We start from the raw sequence: 22,367 nt of genomic DNA on the forward strand, positions 1-22,367 counted from the left end.
CCAGGCCAATATCCACAAGCAGCGATTGATGCGCTAACAGCAGCGATTGATGAAGCAACAGTAGTGAAGGAAAACACTTCAGCGACGCAAGTGGAAGTGGATGCAGCAGAATTAGCTCTTAAGGAAGCCCTTGCGACATTCGAATCAGCTAAAATTCCAACACAAGGCATCGATACAACTGCACTAGAAGCAGTGATTACAGAAACACAAGCGAAAGTAGAAGTAGCGGAACCAGGCACAGAGCCAGGCCAATATCCACAAGCAGCGATTGATGCGCTAACAGCAGCGATTGATGAAGCAACAGTAGTGAAGGAAAACACTTCAGCGACGCAAGTGGAAGTGGATGCAGCAGAAATAGCTCTTAAGGATGCCCTAGCGACATTCGAATCAGCTAAAGTTCCAACACCTGCAGTGGATACAACTGCGCCAGTATGGCCGGATGCACAATTAACTGCATCTAATGTTGGGAAGAATAGCCTGACACTGAAGTGGAACGTAGCAACAGATGATTTTGGAGTAATCGCAGGTTACAAGCTTTACAAGAATGGCACTGAACTGGCGACATTGGGTGGTAATGTTACTAGTTACCAAGTGTCAGGTCTAGCGGCTGGCACAACGTATTCGTTTAATGTTGAAGCGGTAGATGGATCAGACAACTGGAGCGTGAATGGCCCAACGCTATCTGTCAAGACGGTGGCTGGAGGATCAACACCAGAACCAACACCAGTGCCAACACCAACACCAACACCAACACCAACACCAACACCAACACCAACACCAACACCAACACCAGCGCCAGTCGAATTGAAGGATATTACGACGCATTGGGCGAAAGCTTCGATTGAAAGAGCGGTGGAGTTAGGTTTTGTAACAGGTTACGCGGATGAAACGTTCAAACCTGATCGCATTGTAAATCGTGGTGAGTTCGCAGCAATGCTGGCTCGTGCGCTGAAGCTGGAAGAGGGCAGCAACAACGAGATTACTTTCGCGGATCAACTGGAAATACCAGCATGGGCACAACTGTTCATTCAAAGCACTGCTCAAGTCGGTATCATTAAAGGCTACGAAGATGGTACGTTCCGTGCGAATAACGAGATTTCACGTTCAGAGCTGGCGGTTATGATCGTTCGCGCCCTAGATCTTAAAGTGAATCCAACTGCCAAGCTTAAATTTAAGGATGCTGAGCAAGTGCCAGCGTGGGCAATTCCTTACGTAGCAGCAGCTGCAGAAGCAGGTCTAATTAAAGGCTATACAGATGGCAGCTTCAAGCCTGCTGCATCTGCAACGAGAGCCGAAGCCATTACATTGATTTTAGCTATGCTAAATAATAAATAAATAACTTTCTCTGAAGATTTATCAGTTGTTAAAGAAATAAGAGTATAACATATGAGCGATAACCCTTAGTAAGCAGGCAAGCATTGTCATGCTCGCCTGCACAAAGGGTTATTTGCTTCAATAAGGGTAATTACAAGCCAATGAATTTAACATAATAACGTATACATAAGGAGAGAAACTGAAATGAGAAGAATTACAGCGGCACTAATCGGAGCAGGACAAAGAGGGGCAGGAGCGTATGCTCCATACGCGGTTAAGCCATCCGGAAGAGTTGCAATTTATAGCTGTTGCAGACTTGGATACAACTCGGAGGGGAGACTTCCAGCGAGCTCACAATATTGTTGAAGAGAACTGCTACTCAAGCTGGGAGGAGTTGCTTGCAGGGCCTAAAATAGCCGATGCTGTTCTGATTTGCACACAAGATAAAATGCATTACGAGCCTGTGCTTAAGGCATTGGAGAAGGGCTATCATGTTCTTCTGGAAAAACCAATGTCACCGGATCCTTTGGAATGTATCGTGATGGGCGAGTATGCAGAAAAATATAACCGGGTATTTTCGATTTGTCATGTGCTTCGTTATACGGACTTTTTCACGACGATCAAGCAGCTCATTACAGCTGGAAGACTTGGTAAACTCGTCTCGATTCAGCATACTGAGAATGTGGAGCATCGACATCAAGCCCACAGCTTCGTTAGAGGCAATTGGAGAGATTCGGAGGCTTCCAGTCCGATGATTCTTGCCAAGGCTGCCATGATATGGACATTCTACAGTGGCTCGTAGACTCGGAGTGCACCAAAGTGTCTTCATTCGGTTCCTTGACCCATTTCCGCAAAGAAAACGCGCGAGCGGGTGCGACTCTACGTTGTTTGGACGGCTGTCCTGTAAAGGATGAGTGTCCTTATTATGGGCCTAAAATGTATATCGAGCGAGATGATTGGGTGGGTGCGGTGCAACGATCCGTCGTCAGCAATGACCCAAGCGAAGAAGGCGTGCTTCAGGCATTGAAGGATGGGCCTTACGGAAGATGTGTATATCATTGTGATAATAATGTAGTTGATCATCAGGTTGTAAATATCGAATTCGCCAATAAAGTGACCGTTGCTTTCACAATGAGTGCTTTTACATTTGAAAGTGGAAGATCGCTCAAGATTATGGGTACACACGGTCAGATTAGAGGCGATATGGAGAAAAATGTAATTGAAATTACAAGCTTTATTACTCGGGAGACGGAGACCATTCATCTTGATGCGGATGTAGCAGGACATGGTGGTGGAGATGCAGGTATTATACGAGACTTTGTAAACCTTGTACGAAGTGATGGGAAAGAAAAGGGATTAACCGGAGCGGGTATTTCTGTACAAAGCCATCTGGTTGCTTTTGCAGCAGAGAAGTCTCGTTTAGAAAGTCGCGTTATTAACATGTCTGAATATATTAGTGAATTGAAAAAAGATTAATGTAGGTAGATGATGTGGCGCTCATAATTTGATCAATGATTTATTCTACAATTAAAAGTGAGCATTATTTGCTCGTAACCTAAAATTGTGATCTTTTTCTTTAGTTACCTGGCTTGCTATGAAAACATTCTCCGTCTACCGAGATAGAGTAGCGCAGGACGATTGGCATAAAGAAGTTTATCGAAGTATATCCACTTTCTACTATGTGAGTCACATTTCATTTAGGGACTAAATTACATCGGGTTGTGTCCACATTGTCAAAAAGTTTGATAATACTGGTGAGGATCTGGAGGACTTAATTAGTATTGGTACAATCGGCTTGATTAAAGCAATTGAGAGCTTCCAAACCGGGAAAGGCACGAAGCTTGCGACATTTGCAGCTCGTTGTATTGAGAACGAAATACTTATGCACTTGAGATCATTGAAGAAGACACGTAAGGACGTATCGCTTCATGATCCGATCGGCACGGACAAGGAAGGCAATGAAATTACGTTGATCGATATCCTCGGAACTGAAGCGGATGATATTGTGGACCGGGTGCAGCTAAAGATCGAAAAGAGTAAGATTTATAAGAATCTTGATATATTGGATGACCGCGAGAAGGAAGTTGTCATTGGAAGGTTTGGTTTAGAGCATGGCGGGGATGAGCGGACGCAGCGGGAGATCGCGAAGGAGCTTGGGATTAGTCGGAGTTATGTTTCAAGGATAGAGAAAAGGGCGTTGATGAAGCTTTATCATGAGTTTTATAAGGCGAAGAGGTGAGAGTCACCTGAGCTCTTATAGTACATTTGATCTTATCGTATGTAGCGGTCATTTTGGGGATTAATTGTCAAGGTGTTATATCAATAAATGAAACCAAATGGCAGAGATTCCATTTGGTTTTTTTGTTTGTACACTCCACACATGTGGAGTGCGGAATCATAAACATTTTTTTAGGGTCGAGTTGGGATGTGTTGACGTTTGGTGTTTACATCGGGTTGTGTCCATAACTTCAAAACGTTGTAGTCAAAGTCCTACGTCAACAATTTGCGTCGAAGGATAAGAACGGCTTTGCCTAAAAAGTAAATCCAGATCGACTTCACCCAAGACCTTGAACATACCAAGGTCTATTTTATCCTAACCAAAATGGATGAATAGCAGTGTTGATACTTTTCGAGACAGATAATTCTCAGTTTTCTTACATAGGGTACCATTTTTGATAAAGAACTAAAGATCCGTCACGGATTCAGGTCCCTCATATATTGATAATTTTTCTAATTTAATCCTAACGTCGACATTTTTTATTGACAAGGTTGAACTATAGTAATAGGGTTTAAATTAAAGGTATTATTTGGGAGGTAGATCAATTTGTCAGTGGAAATTAATGACTCCTTAGTTCCTGATATCGGCTACTTAATATATAGAAAGTGCACACCAACATGGGAAATTGCAAAAAATGAAATCTCATTTTTTGACATCACTTATGTCATAGAAGGGAAAGGAATCTATATAATTAATGGAGTACAATACGAGGTGAAGCGCGGTGATCTTCTTTGCATTCCACGTGGAAGTATTCGTATGGCCCAATGCATCGTCGATGACCTTATGAACTTGTACTCCGCTAACTTCAAACTCTATGAAATGAACGGACAACTAGCTGACCTTCCTTTTCCTTTGCTGACGCACATTGGGATTAAAAGCGACCTCATCGGCCTTTTTCGTGAGCTATCCAATGCCTGGGTTCGTAAGGAAACCGGGTATCACATAAAAACCAGAGGTTTGCTGCTTGTCATTATTCACAGATTGTTTGAGCTGATTCTCTTAAAAAAAGACCCCACGAGCATAGACTATCGGGTGAAAAAGGCTATCAATTATATATCTGAAAACTACGCGAGCAATGTTTCTGTAAAAGAGATTGCAAATCTGGTAGGGCTCAATACGGTATACTTTGGGGCACTATTTAAAAATGAAATGGGAATACTGGTCAATCAATACTTGACGCAAACGAGAATTAACCATGCAGAGGACATGCTGCAAAATGGCGAATGTAACGTAAGCGAAGCCGCAGAGCGTTGCGGGTATAACGATCTGTCGCATTTTCGAAAGCAATTTAAAATGATCAAAGGATATTCGCCATCACAATGTCTCAGAAATAAACCAGACTAGCGTATGCTAGTCTTTTTTTTTTCAAAAAAAATCATCTTTAATTAGGCATTGTTAACTATATTCAGACTATTGTTGAAAGGTATCTTCAATGCTAAGTTTTATATTAAGGAACAAAAGCGTTTTGGCTATCTTAATAGGTGCTGCACGATGAATTTAATATGAATAAAATGTTAAATTCACACCCTATATTTTTTAGTTTATGAAAACGCTTTAATTTATTTAATAGAGGTGCTTCATGGATCACACAGGACGTATATATTCCGAATATAATGCTTGGCTGCAGCCAAAATCCAGTCTAGAGCCTAAAGCTTTGCAAATCAGATCAGGCTTCGATTTAGATTTTATCCATCAAGAATGTCATCTAGGCCTAATTCGCTTATGGGGAGAAATTCAAGAATGCGCTGAGTACACGCTGCAATTAATAATTGATGACTTGGAGTATGAGGAGTTTTCACTTACTCCACTGCAAAATGGATTCGAGATCGCAGGCGGCAGTAAGAATGGTCTCTTATATGGTGTTTATCGCTTCCTAAACCGTCTTGCCGCTGGAGAGAACATGGAAAACATTCATGAACGATCCGCACCCAAAGTGGACTATCGCATTATTAATCATTGGGACAACATGGATGGGCACATTGAACGCGGATATGCCGGTAATTCTTTCTTCTTCCTTAATAATAAATTTGACTACGATGAAGAAAGAATTAAAAATTATGCCCGAATGATGGCTTCCATCGGAATTAACGGAATTTGCATTAACAATGTGAACGTGAACAAAGTAAGCGCTGGTCTGATTGCTGAACCGTTGCTTTCTGACATGGCAGAACTAGCTGCTCTGTTTAGACCTTTTGGCATCCGATTATTGGTATCCGTACATTTTGATGCACCGATGATCGTCGGCGGGCTTACAACCTCCGATCCGCTGGATGCGGGAGTAAAGGGATTTTGGAACGTTCAATCCGCGGTTGTATACGATAAAATCCCGGACTTTTTAGGTTATCTGGTGAAAGCGGACTCAGAGTTTAGGGGCGGCCCGGAGGCCTTTGGACGAACTCAGGCAGACGGTGCCAATACGATTGCCGCAGCGGTCGCTCCATTTGGAGGGTTGGTTTTTTGGCGCTGCTTCGTGTATAACTGCCAGCAGGACTGGAGAGATGAGCAAACCGACCGTCCAATGGCGGCTTATAAACACTTTCAGCCACTGGATGGTACATTTGATCAGAACGTCATTCTTCAAATCAAAAATGGCCCTGTAGATTTTCAGACGAGAGAGCCAGTATCGCCTCTTTTCTCAAGTCTTAAGAGCACCAGCGAGGCCATTGAGTTTCAAATTGCTCAGGAGTACACAGGCCAGCAAATCGACCTGTTCGGCCTAGCTGTTCAGTGGGAAGAAATTTTGACAACTGAAGTTGATAAAGGGAAACAGTTGAAAAGTTTGTTTGGTCAAGAAATCGTTGCTATGACAGCGGTTACAAACACTGGCAATAACATGAACTGGACAGGCAACACCCTTGCACAGTGCAATCTGTATGCCTTTGGGAGAATGGCGTGGAATCCGGAGCTTACTGCTCAAGAGCTGATCCGTGAGTGGATTCGGATCACGTTTGAAGCAGATGAACATGGATGCCAAACGATGGAGGATATGCTGCTTAAATCAAGAGGGATATACGAGAGCTATACAGCGCCTCTTGGCATTGGCTTTATGGTAAATCCAAGTACTCACTACGGACCTAATGTTGACGGCTATGAGTTTTCAAATTGGGGGACTTATCACAGAGCAAGCTTTGATGCGATTGGTGTCGATCGAACTTCCAAAGGAACGGGATTTACACTTCAGTATCCAGAGTCACTACAACGGATGTATGACCATATAGAAAGTTGTCCGGAGGAACTATTGCTGTTTTTCCATCGAGTTCGGTACGACTACAAAATGAAAGACGGACGAACATTGCTTCAGTACATATATGACAGTCACTTTGAGGGTGCTCAGCAAGCGGAAGCATTGTTACTATCCTGGGATACTCTGGAGAACCGAATTCCACAGGAAGCCCTTAACTCGGTGAAAGAACGACTTAAACTTCAACTGCTCAATGCTCGTGAGTGGCGAGATCAAGTGAATACGTATTTCTATCGCAAAACGGGAATTGACGATGAAAAGGGAAGAAAAATTTATATGTAAGGCGGTACAGATATGGTAATTACAAATAAAAGAAAATCGATCAGCTATATTAAACGTTACTGGATACTCTATTTGATGCTGCTTCTCCCGATGGCCTTCTTTATTATTTTCCGTTATATACCCATGGGCTACATTCAAATTGCATTCAAAAACTATAGCATTGTAAAAAGTCCCTGGGAGATGGAATGGGCAGCAAATCAAGGGTTCGAATATTTCATTAAGGCCTTTTCCAATCGTGACTTTCTTTATGCACTTAGAAACACCATTGTTCTTAACTTTCTTGACTTACTGTTTGGCTTCCCTGCACCTATTATTCTGGCCATTATCTTAAATGAACTCGCATTCAAACGGTTTAAGAAGTTCACCCAAACAGTAGTATATATGCCACATTTTTTATCATGGGTTATCATTTCTGGTATGGCACTTCAGCTTTTTGCACCGTCTACTGGACTTGTCAACATCATGCTAAACAAGATGGGCTTTGCTTCAATTCCGTTTCTGAATGAATCTGCGTATTGGGTTGTCACCTACATTTTTCTGGGCATATGGCAAAGCTGTGGTTGGAATACCATTATCTATCTGGCAGCCATTGCAGGGATTAACCCAGAACTTTACGAGGCTTCATCGGTGGATGGAGCAAGTCGTTTACGAAAAATTTGGCATATTACGATGCCAGGACTTCGTCCTACGATCATTATATTGCTGATTCTAAGCCTAGGGCACATTTTAGGTAGTGAATTTGACAGACCTTACGCACTCAGCAATAAGCTTGTCTCAGATGTTTCTAACGTTATTTCCATATTCGTATACAACAACGGTATTCGTGGATTGCAATTCTCTCTCTCCACTGCCGTCGGTTTATTTCAATCCGTCGTTTGCGTCATATTTTTGTTTGCAGCAAACGCTCTGGCAAAAAAATCTGGCGACCGTGGCATCTGGTAGGAGGTTATAACATGATTAAATCAAAAAGCACTAGAATCGGAGACTGGATTATCGCTTTATTTTGTTTATTGTGTGTTTTAGCTTGTCTCCTGCCGTTGTTGAATATATTGGCACGATCCTTAAGCTCAGCGGATTCCTTGGTGAGAAATGAAGTTTTACTTTTGCCTGTAGGTCTTAATTTCGATGCTTACTCGACTGTGCTTGGAGATTCCAAATACACTTGGGCGTTGTTGTGGACAGCAATACTAACTGTGATCTGCACACTTTGGTCCATGTTTATGACGATTATGTGTGCATACCCTCTTATATATGACAATCTGAAAGGGAAAAAGATTATCATAGCAATTATTATCTTTACGATGTACTTTAGTGCAGGCACAATCCCGACCTATCTGCTTTTGAAAGAGCTGCATTTGCTCAATAATCCGTTGGTACTGATTTTGCCAAACGGCATTAGTGTATTTTATGTAATCATCATGCGCAGCTTCTTATTTGGGATTCCTGAGAGTCTTAGAGAATCCGCTGAGCTCGATGGAGCAGGACCGCTTAGGGTACTCATCAACGTCTATCTACCACTTTCCACTCCTGTGCTGGCAACGTTGGCTCTTTTCTATGCAGTAGGTCGATGGAACGGGTTCTCGGATGCATTGATGTTTATGTCAGATAGAACCTACTTCCCTATACAATTGCTGCTTTACAACATACTTAATAGTATCAGCAGTGTTGAGGTGGCTACACAGGAAGGCTTTTCAAGCCCAGGCCTGTCTGAAACGATTAAATCAGCAACTGTTATGTTTGCCACTGTACCGATTTTGCTCATATATCCGTGGCTGCAGAGATACTTTATCTCCGGTGTCACAATCGGAGCGGTAAAAGGTTAATCTGTAACGCATGATAGAAATTGGCTATGTCAATTTTTATAAATCATTCCAAAATAGTAAATGAAAATGAGGGGGAACAAACATGCGATTTCGTAAAGCGGCGTCCATTCTGGCGATTAGTACTACTCTTGCTTTGGCACTTTCAGGATGTACCAGCGACAAACCAGCGCCATCAGCTTCACCAGCGCCATCAGCTTCTTCAGCACCTACATCAAATACCGATGGAGACAGCAACGATGCAGGACTAGAAAAGCTAGGTCTCGATTCCAATTTAAAATTCAAGGAGACTCGTAAGATTACAGTAGAGATTTATGACCGTGGTAATGACGGGGGAACCAAACCAGAGGACAACTTTTACACACAATATATCAAAGACGGAATGCTTCGTGACCACAATGTAGAAGTTACTTTTGTTCCTGTTCCGCGTTGGACAGAGGGCGAGGTGATTAACAACCTTTTGGCAGGGAATCAAGCGCCGGATATCAGTCTCACCTACTCTTATCCAACAATCCAAACGTATGCCAATATGGGTGGTATTCTTGACCTAGGCCCCATTGTCGAAGAAAATAAAGACCTTTTGCCAGACATGTGGCAGTATCTAACCGAAGCAAATATCTATTGGGACAAGGATCCTAACACAGGAACCTTGTGGGCATTAGAAACTCGTTTGAATGTCCTTAACCGTATTAATACCTTTGTGCGCGAGGATTGGTTAAAGAAGCTCAATCTCCAAGCGCCAACAACGTTACAAGAATTTGAAAGCATGCTCGTAGCATTTAAAGACAACGCTTCTACACTTTTAGGAAAAGATGCTAACAAGATGATTCCTTTTTCGACGAGCTTTGACATCGGCTGGCGTACAGATCATTTGACTTCATCCTACGTGCCTAATGATATAACAGACAAGGACATCTACATACAGGGCTTTGATGATCGACATTTCCTTTTTCCGAATTACAAAGAAGGCATAAAAACGTTGAACAAGTGGTATAACGAAGGTCTGATTTGGAAAGATTTCTCCCTTTATCCTGCCGGAGATGTAACGGAGGATAATCTTATGAAAATGGGCTATGTGGGTGCATTTATGCACAACTGGGATTATCCATACCGTAACGGTGACGACAGCATTCATGCAAGCCTTCAACGGCTTGTTGGCCCAGATGCAGCTTATATTGCTATTGAACCATTTGTCAACGATGCTGGTGTTTATAAGAAATTTTTATCAGGTCCTGTTGACCGTAAAATATTTTTCCCAGCTACAAACAAAGAACCAATTGCTTCTCTGCTCTATGTGAACTGGATTTCCAAGCTTGAAAATCGCGTATTCTTGCAATTTGGAGAAGAAGGCGTTACTCACGAAAAGCTGCCTGATGGTTCCCTGAAGACAATTGCAACTACAGGCGAAAAAATTATGAACTCTCCAGCAAACATCGACTACACAATTACAAGTAATGGTCTTGACCTTGGCGATCCTGCTAAGACAGTCAAATCAATTGCCAACGGTTATGCTGGTGTTGACGCAAAATATATTGAAATAGCAAATCAAATTACAACTCATGACGGACGTGTAGGCAAAAATGCCAATGTGGGTGAAATCAAGGCAGAAGACGGGCAAGGTCAAGCGCTTAAAGAGAAACGTGATACGCTCTTGAACAAGGCTGTTGTGGCACCTGTTGATAAATTTGACGCTGTATATGACGCAGGCATGAAGGATTACCTCGGTTCAAGCGGTCAAGCGATTATCGACGAGCGAAAAGCTGCATGGGAGAAATATTTCGGAAATGAAACAATGCTGAAATAGCATTCTACGAGCAAAAGATTGATAAAGCCTAGAGGCTTGCGCATGCAAGCCTCTAGGCTTTTACTCTTTTCCACCCTTATTTTCATCCCTAGCCATAACAATACGCAACTTCACAAATCCTGCATTGACAGTGGAGGTGTCCTTCATTATACTTTTATTACACACGGTGTGCAGTTAATTATCTTGGTGTAACATGAAATGAAAACGAGAGGATGGCAAGCACGGATGACGACATCAGAGAAGCTGACTTCCCGCCCATGGGTAAAGTGGATTTTAATTCCTGTCTATCTGCTAATGATGTATCCGCTTAAATTACGAAGGTGGCTTTACCGCTATCAGCCAGAACCTATGGAGCAGCGTTATGGCGAACCAGGGCCGCATCGTAGCAGAAGTATGGTAATTAAGAAAGATGATGGGAATCCGCAATACAAAATCTATTGCCCGGAGGAGATGGACGAAGCTTGTCCTATTATTGTTTGGGGCAATGGCTCGGATGCCCAGCCTGAGAATTATGATGCGCTGCTGCTTCATTTGGCGACGTGGGGCTTTGTTGTAATCGACAGTTATTGCCGTCATACGGGTACTGGCCGGGAAGTTGCAGATACGGTCCGTTATGCCCTGCAGGAGAATGCTAATCCTGCGAGCCCTTTTTATCGCAAGCTGCTGATAGACCGCATTGGTGCAGTGGGTCATTCCCAAGGCGCGACAGGGGTCCTGAATGCAGGCAATTATCTGGATGAGCCGCTTCAGACGGTGGTTACGATTGCGCTGCCTGCTCTGATGTGGTGTGAACCCAAGGATGTTTATGAGATCGAAACGCAATCCGCTGCATTATTTTTCATGGCTGGAACGCATGATTTTATGATCTCACCAAAATCCTCCAATCGGAGTGCCTACGCAGCGGTTCGATCAGGCCAAGCAGCTGTTATGGCGATGACGAGGGCGGCAGATCATCTAGAGAGCATGGGGCAGGGCGGCATGCATAGAGGTTATCTGACCGCATGGCTGCGTTATTGGCTGGCTGATGATTCAGATGCAGCGGCAGCTTTTACTGGAGAGCATCCGGAGCTGTACCGCAATAAAGGCTGGGTCGGTGTCCATTCACAAGGACTGAATGCTGTTGATTATGAGAGAAGAGGGGAATTAGCATGCAAAGGTTGAAGCGAACATTCTTTTTTATTGTTGCAGTTGCAGTCCTTTCCATTGTATTTGTCAACCGTAAGGTTTTCAAAAGACCAAGCCAAAAGAATAGCTTCCGTGATACGCAGCCGGGCAAGTGGAACAAGGTTAAGCTTAGCAAGCAAACAATGGCCACGGATGGTTCAACGTTCTTCTTATATACCCGCAAAGGCAGCAGCCGGAATTTGATGGTCTATTTCTGCGGGGGTGGGGCCTGCTGGGATGCAGAGACGGCGAAGATCCCGTTGTCCCTGCGCTCTTATCTCAAGTACGGGCAATTTGGCTATTACTTCGCCCGAATTCCGTTCTACATCCTTAGTATGCACCGAGGGATCTTCGATCAACGTCCAGAGAACCCGTTCTCCGAGTGGAATGTCGTCTTCATTCCTTATGTCTCTGCTGACTTCCATACCGGCAATGCTGCAGTTACGTACAGCGATGATAAGGGAAAGAAGGTGCGGCATATCCGTCATAATGGCAGGAATAATGTGGAGGAAGCGCTGCAATGGGTGTATGCTAATTTCGACACACCGGATAAGCTTCTAATCACAGGTTCCAGTGCTGGTGGATTTGGTTCAGCCTTCTATGCCAGTGACATTGCGAACCATTATGCAGATGCAGAAATCTATCATCTCTCTGACAGCTCCTTCCTTGCTTCCGAGCAATGGCCGAGTATTGTAAACAAGCAGTGGAATACTGATTTCACACGCCAGTTCGCTTTTCCGATGGAGACAGATATGATTGGGGCGGCGTTCCGCCACAATGCGAAGGCCATGCCTGCTAATGCTGTGCTCATGCATGCTTGTACGATTAATGACAAGGTGCTCACCTCGTTCCAGAACCGTCTTAATGGCAAAGGAGACGATATTGACCCGCAAAGTTTGGAGGCATGGAGCCAGCAGTTTCGAGCGGCTACCCGCCAGCTTGACGAACAACTGCCTAATTTTTATTATTTTCTTACAGAATACGGCTATGATAAGGAGAATCACACGACTCCGCATACGCTGCTGCCGATGCAAGCTTTCTATGAGGCAGAGGAGGAGGGGCAGAAATTAGTGGCATGGCTGGATAGCATTATTCACAAGCAAGAACGCAGCTCTCGAGGCACACGCTTCCTGCATAACGATGCTGCAGCGAGCACCAAAGCTGCCGGAGAGCTTAGCACCACAGGATAGGGGATACATGATGAAGCTTAGAGAGAAACAACTGCAGCTTACCAGAGAAATGATAAAAGAGGCGGCGCTGGCGGCCTTTTGCGAGAAGGGGATTGAGGGCGCGGATTTGGTACTCGTTGCTACCCGCTCAGGCGCGTCCAGACGTACCTTGTACCATCACTTTAAGGATAAGGAGGAGCTGGCGACTGAAGTGTACGTAGATAATCTGAAGCGCATGTTCGGACGGCTGCTGGTGGAGTTCGATTTTATATCCCCGCGTGCTTCTATTGAAGCCATACTCGACAAGTATTTGCGGTTAAGAGAGCACCAGCCAGATCTTCTCTATTATGATTCGCTCTTTAGTGTGTATTATGCCAGTATGGGCAAGAATCCAGCGGAACTGGAGGCATTCAAGGAGCTTATCAGCGAGGAGACACGCTTGTCGATGAGTGCTTTTGCCACTGAGCGCGCAGCCGAAATACCTAATGATGAGAAGCTGGCTTGGATCGAACGGACGCGAATGATTACACATTTGTACTTCATTTATTTACAAAAGTCTGTCTTGATTTGCCGGCAGAACGGTGACGCGACCAAGGCAGCTGAGCTGGAGCAGAATGCGCGTTATAAGGATTTTCTGCTTAGCCTATGGGAAAGGCAATGAATACACAGCGCAAAAGCAAGCTTCGAAATACGATGCGCTTCAAACTTATTGTGGGCGTCGCCGCTATTCTGGTTCCGCTCATTGTACTGCTCAATTTCAACCAATATTACGCCGCTCAGGTAGTGCGTAAGCAGGTCGCTGAGAGCAATCAGAGCTTTATCTCCCTCTATATGAATCAAATTGATGGGCTGCTCGATGAAATCGACAGCTTCTTAATTAGCATGGTGGCTTCTGACCCGAACCTGCTGCTGCTGGACCGGAGGCAGCCAGAAGCAGAGACGGCACTGCTAAAAGTACAACTGTCCAAGCAACTATGGAACGAAATCTCCCCTAATGGAGCAGTGGACGGCTTTTGGATTTATAGCACTCTGGATGCAGGCTTCATAGAAGCATTCAGTCCACGCCCATCCTATATGGAAAGAGTAGCGGTATTAGGTGAGGTTACCCGTAAGCTGAATGCGTCCCCTACACAGTCTGAGATTGGGGGGCGTGACTGGCTTGTACGACAGATCGATGGCAGCTATTATATTCTCCGCTTGCTTCAGGCAGCTCCCAACACTTATGTTGGCGCCTGGGTCAAGGCGGACACACTTCTCATTCCGTTTAGCCTGATCAATTTAGGCGAGAGCGGTTTTTCGCTATTTTCAACAGAAGCTGGAGAGCCTATGATGCATGCTGAAGTGGTTCGCGAAAAACAAATTGATTTAAGCTTTGCCTCTGGTGGATATAGCTTATCAGGCGATCCGGACCGTTATCTGACGGTAGGCGAACGATCCCGGCATGGTGGTTTCCGACTGGTTGCACTTATACCGGAGCAAGATATTTTGAAAGGTTTTTTCAATCTTTGGAGCTGGAATAGGTTTGTCTCTGTGGGTTCTATATTGCTGATTCCCTTGAGTTTGGTGCTGCTTCGCAAGATGATTTTGCTCCCGATCAGAAGACTGCTATCTGCCATGAATCGAATCGGGGAAGGGTATATGCAGGGGATTCTGGAATCTAATGCATCAACCGAGGAATTTCGCGTCGTTAACGATCATTTTAACCAAATGCTTTCCCAGATTAGAGAGTTGAAAATCCATGTTTATGAGGAGCAATTAAGCAAACAGCAGGCGGAGCTTAGGCAGCTGCAGACAACGATTAATCCCCATTTTTATTTGAACTCCCTCAATATGCTGCACAGTTTGGCTGCTGTACGCAATTATGAATTAATCCAGGAGATGTCGCGCTGTCTCTCGGACTATTTTCGTTACATTTTCCGCAGTCATGTCTCACTCGTCTCTCTCGGGGATGAAATGATGCATATGCGCAATTATATACGTATTCAGGAGCTGCGGTTTCCAGATCAGCTGAGCAGTGAAATTGAGGTGCCATCTTATTTGCTGAACCTCGCTATACCCCCGCTCGTGATTCAAACCTTTGTGGAGAATGCCATCAAGCACGCATTTACGCTGGAAGCGCCATTCCGGCTGTCGATTCATGGAAAGCTGGAATCTGATGGTCAGCTGCCTCGCATTCTACTTGTTATTGAGGATACAGGAGAAGGATTTACCCTAGAGTTGCTGCAGCTCTTAAATGAGAAGAGGAACTTGGAGCGGGAGGACGGGAGCAGGCATGGAATCTGGAATGCATGGCGCAGACTGGAGCTATTGTATGGCGGAACAGCCGATCTTACCTTTCTTAATTCTCATTCAGGCGGGGCTAGAGTAGAAGTTCGCTTACCCATGAAGTCATTCCCGAAAGGAGAGGAGGGCACCTCTTGCTGAACGTGCTGATCGTAGATGATGAGATTCATTTTGTGGAAGCGCTTAAAAAAATGGTGGACTGGATGCAGCTTGGTATCTCCAACGTTTATGTCGCTTACAATCCGACTGCGGCGGAGCGGATTTTTGAGGTACAGGAGATTCATGTTCTGCTATGCGATATTGAAATGCCGCAGCGGAGCGGACTAGAGCTGCTGAAGTGGTTGCGGGAGAAGGAAATTCGCACCGTCCCCGTGCTGATGACCTGCCATGCGGATTTTCACTACGCCCAAGAAGCCGTGCGCCTGGGCTGCTCCAATTACTTGTTGAAGCCGCTGACCAAGGAAGAGCTGGAAGCCGCACTGCGCAAGGCGGCAGATGCTGTGAAACGCGAGCAAGAACTGGCGGATGCGCAGAGGATTAAGATCTGGTGGTCGCGGCAGCAGGATATAAATCGTGAGCGCTTCTGGCTGGATGTGCTGAATGAAACCATCCCGGCAGTGAGTGAGATTATTGCAGATGAAGCGGTGGCAAGACAGGTATCACTCCCAGCGGACTCCTTGGTTCTACCAGTGTTGATGATCATACGTGGCTGGCAGCAGGACTTCCTGGTCAGAGATCGGAAGCTGCTGGAATATGGGCTCAAGAACGCAAGCAAAGAACTGCTGGGAAGGCTTACGTCAGGCAGTGTTGTTGTTCCTGCCGGGAATGACGCTTGGTTGCTTATTATGACTGTGGAACAGGAACAGCAAGAGAACGGACTTGCCATTATGTGTAGCCGCTTGGTTGCGTTTTGTCGTGTCCATTTATACTGTGAATTGTATTGCTATGGGGGGCGGCCAGTACAAGGACATGAGCTCCCTGCTCTGCTGAATCAATTACACAATTTAGACAGAAATAATGTGACCGGAATCCATTATGTTGCTCTGAATGAGGCAAAGTGTCTTGCAGCAGCGCCTCCGGCTCTGCCAGATATGAGCGGCTGGGCAGCGATGATGAGGCAAGGCGTGAAGGAGAGGCTGCTGGAAGAAGCGAGAGCTTGCATCCACGGACTGCGGGATCATACGGGAATAAATGGCGATTATTTGCGTGCGCTGAAGGAAAATTTTCTGCAAATGGCCCATACAGTCCTGCAGCAGCAAGGGGTTCAGGCACATCTCATGTTCTGTGATGAGGAGAGCCTGCGTCTGGCGGAAGCAGCTTCCCGTTCGCTTACCGATCTGGAGCGCTGGCTTGCCCATGTCATTATGAAGGCTGTGAATACCACACATCCGTCCTCGATTGGCGATGTGATTGGACGGGCGACACGTTATATTGCATCCAATCTGGATCAAGGTCTGTCCAGAGAAACGACAGCGAACCATGTATACTTGCACCCTGACTATTTGACCCGCTTATTTAAGAAAGAGCTGGGCTGTACGATTCCAGAATATATTTTGCAGGAGAGAATCAAGCTGGCTAGGCAGCTGCTTATTCACTCTGAGCTTCCTGTAAGCGCCGTGGCGCTGGCCACGGGCTATTCGAACTTTTCCCATTTTGCCAAGCTGTTCAAGGCGCAGTCAGGCTTAAGCCCAATCGAGTTTCGCCAGCACGGACGGGATGCCTCGCTTGCAAAGTCGAAATGACGTCAGGTAAAGGTCGAATCTGTAGCAGAGGATGCGGTCCTCTTCCCGCTACAATGGCAAGAGAAAGCCAAATGATCAAACCAGGGGGAAAACACAATGCGCAAGAAGACATGGTTGTTCGCAAGTCTAGTGATCTTATCTCTGCTCATATCCGCATGTGGTACGAACGGAAATTCAGGCGGAACGGCGAAAGATCCGTCTAACAGCCCCGTAACAACAGGTGAGGAAGCACCGCAAAAGGTCGATGAATTGAATGTCGCATTTCTCAGTGTTACCGGTACGCCACAGGATATGAAGGCTGTAGAAGATGAGATTAACAAGATTACAAAGGAAAAAATCAATGTAAAGGTTAATCTAATGCCAATCAATTACGGCGCGTATGCTCAGCAGGTGAACTTAATGCTGACGAGCAATGAGAAGCTGGATCTGATTGTCGTCGGATCACCGTTCGGATTTAGCTCCCAAGTGTCCAGAGGACAACTGCTGCCGCTCGATGAGCTGCTCGAGAAGAATGGGGAAAATATTCGCAAGGCGCTTGACCCGGTCTACTTGAACGCCAGTAAGGTAGATGGAAAGGTTTACGGCGTCACGCCTGTGAGAGACTTGGCAACAGCCAACGGATTTACAATGCGCAAGGATCTTGCAGATAAGCATGGAATCGACGCGAGTGCGATTAAAACGCTGGATGATGTAGAAGCAGCGCTCAAAATCATTAAAGATAATGAACCAGACATTACGCCGTTAATTCCTAGCGGAGCAGGCTTCTCCTTTTTGACCAGCTACAGCTGGCATGATGGTCTTAGCAACGGGATGGGCGTGCTACCAGGTTACGATAATGGTCTGAAGCTTGTTAATAGTATCGAGACTCCGGAATATGCTGCGCTCCTGAAACGGATGAGGAACTGGTATGAGGCGGGTTATACGTTGAAAGATGCAGCAACCAACAAGTCGACCCAGATCGAATTAATGAAGGCTGACAGAGCTTTTGGTTATCTCTCTAAGCTGAAACCGGGATTTGATGCGCAGGAGTCCAGATCCATTGGCAAGGAAATGATTAGCGCAACCTTGTCTGATCCTGTATCCATGACAGATCATGTGCTGAACATTATGTGGGGGATTCCGCGTCAAGCTGAGAATCCGGAGGCATCCATGAAGTTTCTGGATCTGATGTATGGGGATGCTGAGCTTGTTAATCTGCTGGATTGGGGTATTGAAGGTAAGCATTATGTCAAAGTGTCCGATAATGTCATCAAATATCCAGAAGGCGTCACGATGCTGACGAACGGCTACAATCTAAATATGAGCTGGCTGTTTGGCAACCAGTTCCTCTCTTATGTATTTGAGGGTGAAGACCCGGATATTTGGCAGAAGATGAAGGAATTCAATGAGCAGGCGATTAAATCCAAAGCGATGGGCTTTACGATGAATCCCGAGTCCGTCAAAACTGAAATAGCGGCGGTATCCAACGTCATTGCGCAATATTATATTGTTCTGGAAACAGGTTCTGTGGACCCAGATAAGGTTTTGCCGCAATTTAATGAGAGGCTGAAGGCCGCAGGAATCGATAAGGTTATTGCGGATAAGCAGCGCCAGCTTGATGAATGGGCGAAAGCCGAGGGTGTGCAATGAGTCGTAAACTTCATGAATTGCTAAGTGGTGAGGAACGGAATTATATTCTTCCTTTCTTCTGGCAGCGCGGAGAAGAAGAGGCGGTCATTCGTGAGGAGCTGGCTCGAATACGGGAAGCGGGCATCCATGCCGTATGTGTAGAATCTCGTCCCCACCCTGATATGCTTGGTCCACAGTGGTGGAAGGATATGGATACCATTATGGATGAAGCCCGGAAGCATGAGATGCAAATATGGGTCTTCGACGATGATCACTTTCCGACAGGACACGCAGCAGGTAAGGTGAAGGAAGCGCCGCTGGAACACCAGCGGCAGTTCCTCTCAGAGCGTCGAATGGATGCACGCGGTCCCGATCCTGAAGCTTCATTCCTGCTGCGCCCCTGGTCGGTGCTAGATGGAGCAAGACCTGTCGGTGCTGCTGCAGCTAGGCGTGATCCAGTTACGGGCGAGCTGGATGGGGAGTTTATTGCAATAGATCTCGAATCTACTGTGCAAGACGGGGTTCTTTATTGGTCAGTGCCGGAAGGCTACTGGACGGTCTGCTTGTTCGTCGTCACCCGGGAAGGTGGGGATGATCGCCGCAAAGATTATTTGAACCCGATCGTTCCGGAATCGACTCAAATTCTGATCGATACAATCTACGAAGCCTATTACGCACGATACAAGGATGATTTTGGCGTCGCATTCGCAGGTTTCTTCTCGGATGAGCCTGGCTTCTATAACAGCAAAGCATCGTACGATTATGCTACGGGTCTTGGCGATGCCAAGATGGCTCTGCCGTGGCGTTCCGATTTGCTGGAGCTGCTGGAGGTTGAATATGGTCCGAACCTGCGGCAGCATCTGCCTCTGCTCTGGCATGAGGGAGGACCTCAGACGTTTGCTGTGCGCTACGCCTACATGAACGTAGTGAGCAAGCTATACGCAGAGCACTTTAGCAGGCGGATTGGAGACTGGTGCCGAGAACGCGGTGTAGCCTATATCGGCCATCTAATGGAGGACAACAATGTACACGCCAGACTGGGCTGCGGAGCAGGACATTTCTTCCGAGCGCTGGAGGGGCAGGACATGTCTGGTCTGGATGTCGTGCTATGGCAAATTGTACCCGGGTTTGATGAAATGTCCTTCTCTTGGATGGGCGGGAAGACAGACAGCGTCTTTTTCCATTACGGGATGACCAAGCTAGCTGCTTCACTGGGACATATCGACCCTAGGAAGCAAGGAAGAACCTTTTGCGAAATCTTCGGCGCTTATGGCTGGGCGGAAGGGCTGAAGCTGATGAAGTGGCTGACCGATCATATGCTGGTTAGAGGCGTCAATCATTTTGTGCCACATGCTTTTTCTCAGAAGGAGTTTCCTGACTGGGATTGTCCGCCGCACTTCTATGCCAGAGGCTATAATCCGCAGTTCAGGTATTACCGACTGCTTAATGACTATACGAACCGGTTATGCCACTTATTGAATGACGGGGAGCATATTGCGAGTGCTGCCGTGCTGTATCACGCTGAGGCTGAATGGTCCGGGGAATACATGTTGTTTCAGGAGCCGGTGAAGCAGTTGATGCAGAGCCAAATTGACTGCGATGTGCTGCCGATCGATATCCTGCTTTCTTCGGATGTTATCGATGGGGAGCTAGCGGTGCACAAAGAACGCTACCGTTGCCTAATCGTACCTTATGCCGAAGCGCTGCCAATTGAATGGCTGGGCAAGCTTACTGAGCTCGCATCATCTGGTTTGTCTATTATCTTCATTGACGCATTGCCTGTAAGAGCGAGCCAAGCTGTACCATGCGAGGAAGTGCTGAAGAAGCTGGCGGCTTACCCTCAGGTTACTATAGCCCCATTGAAGCTGCTGGCAGAGAGGCTTATCGAACGAGGGATGAATGAACTGGTGGTAAGGGACAAACAGCCTTATCTACGAGCCTACCAATACCGTCATGATCAATTGGAAGTTCTCATGCTTTTCAATGAGAATCCGGATCAGCCGATTGAGACTGGCATTACGCTCCCAGGCACTGGCGTATGGCTTCGTTATGACGCATTCACTAACAAGGTGGATCGCGTAGGAGCAGGAGTGAACTTTCAGCTTGATTTGCGACTGAGCGCTTATGAATCGCTAATCTTGCTTCGTGTACCAGTTGGAGAAGAGGGGACTCTACCAGTTTCAATTGGCCAGTGGCAGCGTGCTCCACTTGGGACAGATCTGAGCCTGCATGCCAGTGCGGATCTTACTTTATCCAGACGTCTGATTGAGCCTGCCCAGTGGAACATTTCCCTGGCTACGGCCAAAGAATATCCGGCGTTTACACCTTGGGGGACCATGAAGGACCTTCGTAATATGAGCTCACGCGACCTGTTGCCGAGATTTTCAGGCACGATGAAGTATGAGTGTGTCGTAACTGGTAAAATAACTGACCCGATATGGCTGGATCTGGGGCAGGTTTATGAGACTGCACAGGTCTGGGTCAATGGACAGGATGTGGGTGTGAAGCTGTGTGCGCCTTATGTATGGAATATCGCTCGCTATTGGAAGCAAGGAGAGAATGAAGTGACTATCGAGGTGACCAATACACTAGCGAAGGATCAGCAGGACTGGTTCTCCAAGTTCGTCCAGCAGGAGCCCTCTGGCTTGCTAGGTCCAGTTAGCATTATTGGTTCATCCGCGATCAGCCAGGGAAGCGGGGAGTAATATGGAACAAACCTATCGGCCCCGCCGGAAGAGCAGTGTGCGCAAGTACTACGTACTGTTGCTCATGATGATACCGGGGCTTGTCTATTTGCTCATCAACAATTATTTGCCGATGTTCGGACTAATGATCGCCTTCAAGGATTACAATTTTGCGAAGGGACTACTCGGCAGTGATTGGGTTGGCCTGAAAAATTTTGAGTATTTATTCAAAACGCAGGATGCGTACATCATTACACGCAACACGATATTGTACAATTTTTGTTTCATTATCTTAAATACTACTTTTGCACTGGGTATTGCAATCGCACTGAATGAAATTCGCAGCCGCTTTATGTCGCGGTTTTACCAGAGTGTATTACTGTTGCCCCATTTGATATCTATGGTTATCGTGAGTTATTTGGCTTATTCCCTGCTCAGCATGGAGACTGGATTTATTAACAAAACCATACTTTCCTTTCTGGGGATAGAGGGTATTTCATGGTATAGCGAATCGCAATATTGGCCATTCATTCTGACGATTATCAGCTTGTGGAAGGGCGCCGGGTTCTTATGCGTCATCTATCTGGCTGCGATCATTGGGATTGATCCGGAATATTATGAGGCAGCAAAACTAGACGGGGCTTCTAAATGGCAGCAAATCCGCTATATTACTCTTCCATTATTATCTCCGATTATCATCATGATGACCTTGCTAGCTATCGGCAAAATTTTCTATTCTGATTTCGGTCTATTCTATCAAGTTCCACTCGGCTCTGGAGCCCTGAATGATACGACACAGGTTATCGATACCTATGTGTACAGGGCGCTTATGAATTTAGGCGATATTGGAATGTCTTCGGCAGCGGGGCTGTATCAGTCCGTAGTCGGCTTTGTGCTGGTACTGTTATCGAATTACGCGGTGCGCAAATTCAACAAGGACAGCGCATTGTTCTAAGGCTTGGGACAGGAGTGTAGAAG

Annotated in this window: 15 protein-coding genes and 1 pseudogene; all 16 read left to right on the top strand. The window is 45.9% G+C overall.

Translation table 11 applies throughout. The annotated features are described in order from the left end of the window. The coding region (locus AC0YOD_RS00005; protein WP_475797217.1) for an S-layer homology domain-containing protein at window positions 1–1,335 on the top strand (1,335 nt) is incomplete at its 5' end. A 183-nt stretch (window positions 1,336–1,518) separates the two neighbouring features. Continuing rightward, a pseudogene (locus tag AC0YOD_RS00010) lies at window positions 1,519–2,790 on the top strand (Gfo/Idh/MocA family protein). A 232-nt stretch (window positions 2,791–3,022) separates the two neighbouring features. Next, complete coding sequence (gene sigK / locus AC0YOD_RS00015) at window positions 3,023–3,553, top strand: RNA polymerase sporulation sigma factor SigK (protein WP_475798309.1); 531 nt, start codon at window positions 3,023–3,025, stop codon at window positions 3,551–3,553. 591 nt (window positions 3,554–4,144) lie between these two features. Next, window positions 4,145–4,936, top strand: a complete 792-nt coding sequence (locus AC0YOD_RS00020) for a helix-turn-helix domain-containing protein (protein WP_475797218.1) — start codon at window positions 4,145–4,147, stop codon at window positions 4,934–4,936. Between the two features lie 235 nt (window positions 4,937–5,171). Continuing rightward, complete coding sequence (locus AC0YOD_RS00025) at window positions 5,172–7,115, top strand: alpha-glucuronidase (RefSeq protein WP_475797219.1); 1,944 nt, start codon at window positions 5,172–5,174, stop codon at window positions 7,113–7,115. A 12-nt stretch (window positions 7,116–7,127) separates the two neighbouring features. After that, window positions 7,128–8,057 (top strand): ABC transporter permease, encoded by a 930-nt coding sequence (locus AC0YOD_RS00030; protein ID WP_475797220.1) that lies wholly within the window; start codon window positions 7,128–7,130, stop codon window positions 8,055–8,057. Window positions 8,058–8,068: 11 nt separating this feature from the next. Beyond that, on the top strand, window positions 8,069–8,938 hold the full coding sequence (locus tag AC0YOD_RS00035; RefSeq protein WP_475797221.1) for a carbohydrate ABC transporter permease: 870 nt from the start codon (window positions 8,069–8,071) through the stop codon (window positions 8,936–8,938). A gap of 82 nt (window positions 8,939–9,020) precedes the next feature. After that, on the top strand, window positions 9,021–10,739 hold the full coding sequence (locus AC0YOD_RS00040) for a type 2 periplasmic-binding domain-containing protein (protein ID WP_475797222.1): 1,719 nt from the start codon (window positions 9,021–9,023) through the stop codon (window positions 10,737–10,739). A 198-nt stretch (window positions 10,740–10,937) separates the two neighbouring features. Further along, a complete protein-coding gene (locus tag AC0YOD_RS00045; protein WP_475797223.1) occupies window positions 10,938–11,900 on the top strand; it encodes a poly(ethylene terephthalate) hydrolase family protein in 963 nt (320 codons plus the stop codon). Then, the gene (locus AC0YOD_RS00050) at window positions 11,888–13,093 is read left to right on the top strand and encodes a pectin acetylesterase-family hydrolase (RefSeq protein WP_475797224.1); all 1,206 of its coding nucleotides are present in this window, start codon (window positions 11,888–11,890) and stop codon (window positions 13,091–13,093) included. Before AC0YOD_RS00045 ends, AC0YOD_RS00050 begins: the two co-directional genes overlap by 13 nt. Window positions 13,094–13,100: 7 nt before the next feature. Next, window positions 13,101–13,733, top strand: coding sequence for a TetR/AcrR family transcriptional regulator (locus AC0YOD_RS00055; RefSeq protein WP_475797225.1), 633 nt, complete (start codon window positions 13,101–13,103; stop codon window positions 13,731–13,733). Continuing rightward, complete coding sequence (locus AC0YOD_RS00060; protein ID WP_475797226.1) at window positions 13,718–15,496, top strand: sensor histidine kinase; 1,779 nt, start codon at window positions 13,718–13,720, stop codon at window positions 15,494–15,496. Before AC0YOD_RS00055 ends, AC0YOD_RS00060 begins: the two co-directional genes overlap by 16 nt. Before the next feature lie 2 nt (window positions 15,497–15,498). Then, window positions 15,499–17,097: a response regulator transcription factor gene (locus AC0YOD_RS00065; protein WP_475798310.1), complete on the top strand. Its 1,599-nt coding sequence runs from the start codon at window positions 15,499–15,501 to the stop codon at window positions 17,095–17,097. 96 nt (window positions 17,098–17,193) lie between these two features. Further along, entirely contained in the window at window positions 17,194–18,726 is a 1,533-nt protein-coding gene (locus AC0YOD_RS00070; RefSeq protein ID WP_475797227.1) for an ABC transporter substrate-binding protein, read from the top strand. Further along, window positions 18,723–21,410, top strand: coding sequence for a glycosylhydrolase-like jelly roll fold domain-containing protein (locus tag AC0YOD_RS00075; protein WP_475797228.1), 2,688 nt, complete (start codon window positions 18,723–18,725; stop codon window positions 21,408–21,410). Before AC0YOD_RS00070 ends, AC0YOD_RS00075 begins: the two co-directional genes overlap by 4 nt. A 1-nt stretch (window position 21,411) precedes the next feature. After that, a complete protein-coding gene (locus AC0YOD_RS00080; protein WP_475797229.1) occupies window positions 21,412–22,344 on the top strand; it encodes an ABC transporter permease in 933 nt (310 codons plus the stop codon). Window positions 22,345–22,367: the final 23 nt, after the last annotated feature.

It is taken from the genome of Paenibacillus sp. J31P13 (genome assembly GCF_056269295.1).

What these genes read in the sequence shown, in the direction of transcription:
- AC0YOD_RS00025 (WP_475797219.1), top strand. Translation starts at nt 5,172, where the DNA reads ATGGATCACACAGGACGTATATATTCCGAATATAATGCTTGGCTGCAG.
- AC0YOD_RS00030 (WP_475797220.1), top strand. Translation starts at nt 7,128, where the DNA reads ATGGTAATTACAAATAAAAGAAAATCGATCAGCTATATTAAACGTTAC.
- AC0YOD_RS00035 (WP_475797221.1), top strand. Translation starts at nt 8,069, where the DNA reads ATGATTAAATCAAAAAGCACTAGAATCGGAGACTGGATTATCGCTTTA.
- AC0YOD_RS00040 (WP_475797222.1), top strand. Translation starts at nt 9,021, where the DNA reads ATGCGATTTCGTAAAGCGGCGTCCATTCTGGCGATTAGTACTACTCTT.
- AC0YOD_RS00045 (WP_475797223.1), top strand. Translation starts at nt 10,938, where the DNA reads ATGAAAACGAGAGGATGGCAAGCACGGATGACGACATCAGAGAAGCTG.
- AC0YOD_RS00050 (WP_475797224.1), top strand. Translation starts at nt 11,888, where the DNA reads ATGCAAAGGTTGAAGCGAACATTCTTTTTTATTGTTGCAGTTGCAGTC.
- AC0YOD_RS00055 (WP_475797225.1), top strand. Translation starts at nt 13,101, where the DNA reads ATGATGAAGCTTAGAGAGAAACAACTGCAGCTTACCAGAGAAATGATA.
- AC0YOD_RS00060 (WP_475797226.1), top strand. Translation starts at nt 13,718, where the DNA reads ATGGGAAAGGCAATGAATACACAGCGCAAAAGCAAGCTTCGAAATACG.
- AC0YOD_RS00070 (WP_475797227.1), top strand. Translation starts at nt 17,194, where the DNA reads ATGCGCAAGAAGACATGGTTGTTCGCAAGTCTAGTGATCTTATCTCTG.
- AC0YOD_RS00075 (WP_475797228.1), top strand. Translation starts at nt 18,723, where the DNA reads ATGAGTCGTAAACTTCATGAATTGCTAAGTGGTGAGGAACGGAATTAT.
- AC0YOD_RS00080 (WP_475797229.1), top strand. Translation starts at nt 21,412, where the DNA reads ATGGAACAAACCTATCGGCCCCGCCGGAAGAGCAGTGTGCGCAAGTAC.